The organism is Aeromicrobium sp. CnD17-E (genome assembly GCF_024124745.1).
GTDB lineage: Bacteria > Actinomycetota > Actinomycetes > Propionibacteriales > Nocardioidaceae > Aeromicrobium.
The window spans coordinates 1-4,411 of record NZ_JAMXRU010000164.1; the positions used below are offsets into that span (position 1 = coordinate 1).

Genomic DNA, 4,411 nt, shown 5'->3' on the forward strand with positions numbered 1-4,411 from the left:
GCGCTCGAGGCCTGCCGCGTGCTCGCGGTGGGCGTCGCCGCCGTCCTCGTCCTCGGCGTCGCCGGCAGCGTCGTCACGGTCGCCGAACGTGCGGGGTGGTGGGTGGCGGCGCTCGTCGCCGGCCCGGTCCTGCTCGCCGCCGGGGTCCTGGGGGCGCTCGTCGCGACCGCGGCCAAGTGGGTCCTCGTGGGTCGGGTCGGGGCCGAGGAGCACCCGCTCTGGAGCAGCTTCGTCTGGCGCAACGAGCTCGCCGACACCTTCGTCGAGGTGGTCGCCGCCCCCTGGTTCTGCCGCTGGGCGCTGGGCACGCCGCTCCTGCCGCTGTGGCTGCGCAGCCTCGGGGCCCGCGTGGGGCGGGGCGTCTGGTGCGAGACCTACTGGTGGCCCGAGCCCGACCTCGTGACGGTCGGCGACGGCGCCACCGTCAACCGGGGGTGCGTGGTGCAGACGCACCTCTTCCATGATCGGATACTCAGCATGGACGAGGTCAGGCTGGACGCGGGGGCGACGCTCGGCCCGCACGGCGTCGTGCTGCCCGCCGCACGCATCGGTCGGCACGCACGGGTCGGCCCGGGCTCGCTCGTGATGCGCGGCGAGCACGTGCCCGACGGGACCAGCTGGGTCGGCAACCCCATCGGGCCGTGGACCGACGCGACGGCGCCCGCGTGAGCCGCACCGCGTCCGTCGACGAGCGCTACGTGCCGCACCACGGCGACCCGTCGTACGCCGTCACCCGCTACGACCTCGTCGTCGACTACGTCCCCGAGTCCAACCGGCTCACGGGCACCGCGACGCTCGGCGTGCGTGCGCTCGAGCCGCTGCGGAAGGTCCGGCTGGACCTGAACGACCTGCGCGTGCAGAAGCTCCTCGTCGACGGCGCGCGTGCGAAGTACCGGCAGCAGCGGGCGTCGGTGAGCGTCGAGCTGGGCCGGGAGCTGGCCGAGGGCGAGGAGGCCGAGATCATGGTCGCGTACGGCGGCCGGCCGCACCCGATGCGCGGACCCGACGGCGACGCAGGGTGGGAGGAGCTCGAGGAGGGCGCGATCGTCGCCTCGCAGCCGCACGGCGCGCCGTCGTGGTTCCCCTGCAACGACCTGCCGTCGGCGAAGGCACCGTTCCGGCTCGAGCTCTCGGTGCCGCAGGCGTTCACCGTGATCGGCAACGGTCTGCCCGGCGAGGGTCGACGCACCGCAGGACGGGTCGTGCAGGTCTTCGACCAGCCCGAGCCGATGGCCACGTACCTCGCGACCGTGCACGTGGGCGACTTCGTCGAGGAGCAGCAGGCGACGTCGCCGGTGCCGGTCGGCTTCGTCGCACCCGGTGGTCTGCGGGAGCAGGCGCAGGAGGCCCTGGCCGACCAGCCCGGCATGGTCGCCTTCTTCGACCGCGTCTTCGGCCCGTACCCGTTCCAGCGGTACCTCGCCGTCGTGACGCCCGACGACCTCGAGATCCCGCTCGAGGCGCAGGGGCTCTCGATCTTCGGGCCGAACCTGCTCCACGACGGGTGGGACGCCCAGCGGTTGATCGCCCACGAGCTGGCGCACCAGTGGTTCGGCAACAGCGTGACGCTGCGGCACTGGAACGACATCTGGCTGCACGAGGGCTTCGCCTGCTACGCCGAGTGGCTGTGGTCGGAGGAGTCGGGGCGGGAGAGCGCCGACGAGCGCGCGCGCCACCACCACGCCAAGCTGCAGGCGAAGGACCAGGACCTCCTGCTCGCCGACCCCGGACCCGACCTCATGTTCGACGACCGGGTGTACAAGCGGGGCGCCCTCACACTGCACGCGCTGCGCCGCCGGGTCGGCGACGACGCCTTCTTCACGGTGCTGCGGACCTGGACGGACCGGTTCCGTCACGCCAACGCCGACACGGCCGACCTGGAGCGCGTCGTCGCGGACGTCGCGGGGGAGCAGACCGACCTCTTCGACCAGTGGGTGAGGGCCACCGCGGTGCCGGACCTGCCGTGACGACCGACGACGACGTCGCGGCACGGGCCGTGGCGCTGCTCGGTCGGGAGCTGCGCGGGCACGGCGTGACCGTGCGGATCACCGAGGTCGAGGCGTACGGCGGGATCCTCGACCCGGCCTCGCACGCCTCCACGCGGACGCCGCGCTCGGAGATCATGTACGGGCCGCCCTGGCGGCTCTACGTGTACCGCTCCTACGGGATCCACTGGTGCGCCAACGTCGTGACCGGCCCGACCGAGCAGGCGGCGGCCGTGCTGGTGCGGGCCGGACGCGTCGTCGACGGGCTCGAGCTCGCCCGCGAGCGTCGCGGCGACGTCGCCGACACCCGCCTCGCCCGGGGTCCGGGCAACCTCGCGCAGGCCCTCGGCATCACCGTGACCGACCTCGGCACCGACCTGCTCGACCGCACCGGCGTCCACCTCGGGCCCGCACCGACCGACGAGCCCGACGTCGCCAGCGGCCCCCGGGTCGGCGTCGCGCAGGCCGCCGACGTCCCGTGGCGGTTCTGGATCGCCGGCGACCCCACCGTCTCGGCCTACCGGCGGTCGCCACGCGCTCCGCGGGGGTAGGGGGTCTCGACCTGCTGGTGCGCTGCTGCAGGGGGGTCTCGACCTGCCGGTGCGCTGCATCGGCTGGCGCTGGGTGTGGTCTCCGAAAGGGCCTCGACCGGGCGGCTGGGCGGGCGCTGGTCTGGGGTCTCGGGCTGCGGGTTGGGCTCGGGGTGGACGCAGGATTCTGCGTTCGTGCGTCGGAGGTCGAAGGCTTCTGCGTTGGCTACGGGATCCTGTCGTGAACGCAGAAGCGTTCGGGCTTCAGCGCACGAAGGAAGAATCGTGGGTGCCCTGGGGGGGGTGGGGTGGGCAGTGCTTCTCCCTTCTCGTGGCACGGTCCACGGGAAGGGAGAACCTCTGCCACGTCTGACCCCGCCGTCGGTGGATCTGCGACCGCAGAACGGCTCCTGCGGTTGCAGATCCACCGATAGGACGCTCAAACGCAGAACCTTGGGCCCAGAACGCAGAAACGGAGAATCTTGGGTCAACCGCGAGCCCAGACGAGACCCCGAGACCCGAAGCCGGCCCCAGGCCCGCTGCCGGTCGAGGCCCTTTCGGAGACCACCCCCAGCGCCAGCCGAAGCAGCGCACCAGCAAGGTCACGGCGCCTGCAGGCAGCGCACCCGCAGGGCCGGGCGCACCGCACGTGCACACGAAAACACGTCGAATGCATCGTGCACGATGTAGCATCGGAGGATGAGCACTCCCACGGTGTCCGACCTGCTCTGCTTCGACCTGTACTCGACGTCGCGCCAGATGACGGCGGCGTACCGGCCGCTGCTGGACGAGCACGACCTGACGTACCCGCAGTACCTGGTGCTGCTGGCGCTGTGGGAGCAGGACGGGCAGAGCGTGAAGGAGCTCGCGGCGCGGCTGCGGCTCGACTACGGCACCCTGTCGCCGCTGGTGAAGCGGCTGGAGGCGCACGGGCGGGTCACGCGGGCGCGGAACCCGCAGGACGAGCGCTCGACGCTCGTCACCCTGACGCCGGCCGGTGCCGCGCTGCGACCTCTGGCCGACCGGCTCTACGAGCACGCGGCCGACGTCCTCGAGATGGACGAGGCCGACCTGGCCACCCTGCGCCGCCTCATCGGCACGGTCCGCGACCGGCTGGCCGCCGCGCCCGTCGACTGACCGAGCCCGACCTCCGGCGCCCGCCCCGACCAGCCCCGACCCGCACTGCCGCCGTCGCGACCGGCACGGCAGGATGGACGCGTGAGCGACCTCGCCGCCGACCCGTCCGTCCTGTCCGACGCCGACCTCGCGGTGCGCCTGGTCACCGAGGCCGTGGCGCTGGCCGCCCGCATGCGCGAGGGATCCGACCTCGACGTGCGCAGCAAGACGTCGGTCTCCGACGTCGTCACCGCCGCCGACCATGCCGCGGAGGCGCTCGTCGTCGACACGTTGCGACGCCTGCGTCCCGAGGACGGCCTGCTGGGCGAGGAGGGGACTGACGAGCCGGGCTCCTCGGGCCGCCGCTGGGTGATCGACCCGGTCGACGGCACCTACAACTTCGCGAGCGGCTCCGACTACTGGTGCTCCGCCGTGGCCCTGCTCGACGGCGACGCGCTCGTGCTGGGCGCGGTGGCCCACGCCCGCGACGGCGTGCTGGTGGGCGGGCCCGACCTGCCGACGACGTGGAACGGTGTCGCCGTGGAGCCCGTGCGCGACGTCGACGTGACCACCGTGGGTGCCGCCACCTACCTGCACCCCGGGAACGTCTCCGACGCGCACGTGCGCGAGCCGTTCCTGCGGGCCGCCGCACTGCCGGCGACGCTGCGCATGCACGGCTCGGGCTCGATGGACCTCGTGGGCGTCGTCACCGGACGGCTCGGCGCCTGGTTCCAGCACAGCACCCCGGCCTGGGACTGGCTGCCCGGCGCGGCGCTCGTG

4 protein-coding genes and 1 pseudogene are annotated in these 4,411 nt (G+C 73.4%); all 5 read left to right on the forward strand.

Annotated features, from left to right (window positions below):
- A pseudogene (locus tag NH339_RS17430) lies at positions 1-669 on the forward strand (amino acid adenylation protein); the annotation flags it as partial.
- Positions 642-1,967: a M1 family metallopeptidase gene (locus NH339_RS17435; RefSeq protein WP_253027267.1), complete on the forward strand. Its 1,326-nt coding sequence runs from the start codon at positions 642-644 to the stop codon at positions 1,965-1,967. The pseudogene NH339_RS17430 and the gene NH339_RS17435, both read left to right, overlap by 28 nt.
- Positions 1,964-2,536, forward strand: coding sequence for a DNA-3-methyladenine glycosylase (locus tag NH339_RS17440; protein ID WP_253027268.1), 573 nt, complete (start codon positions 1,964-1,966; stop codon positions 2,534-2,536). The genes NH339_RS17435 and NH339_RS17440 overlap by 4 nt, the downstream gene beginning before the upstream one ends.
- Before the next feature lie 678 nt (positions 2,537-3,214).
- Positions 3,215-3,652 (forward strand): MarR family winged helix-turn-helix transcriptional regulator, encoded by a 438-nt coding sequence (locus NH339_RS17445; RefSeq protein ID WP_253027269.1) that lies wholly within the window; start codon positions 3,215-3,217, stop codon positions 3,650-3,652.
- 81 nt (positions 3,653-3,733) lie between these two features.
- A partial coding sequence (locus tag NH339_RS17450; protein ID WP_253027270.1) for an inositol monophosphatase occupies positions 3,734-4,411 on the forward strand: 678 nt, incomplete at its 3' end.

Coding starts and splice junctions, on each gene's coding strand:
- NH339_RS17445 (WP_253027269.1), top strand. CDS start 3,215: ATGAGCACTCCCACGGTGTCCGACCTGCTCTGCTTCGACCTGTACTCG.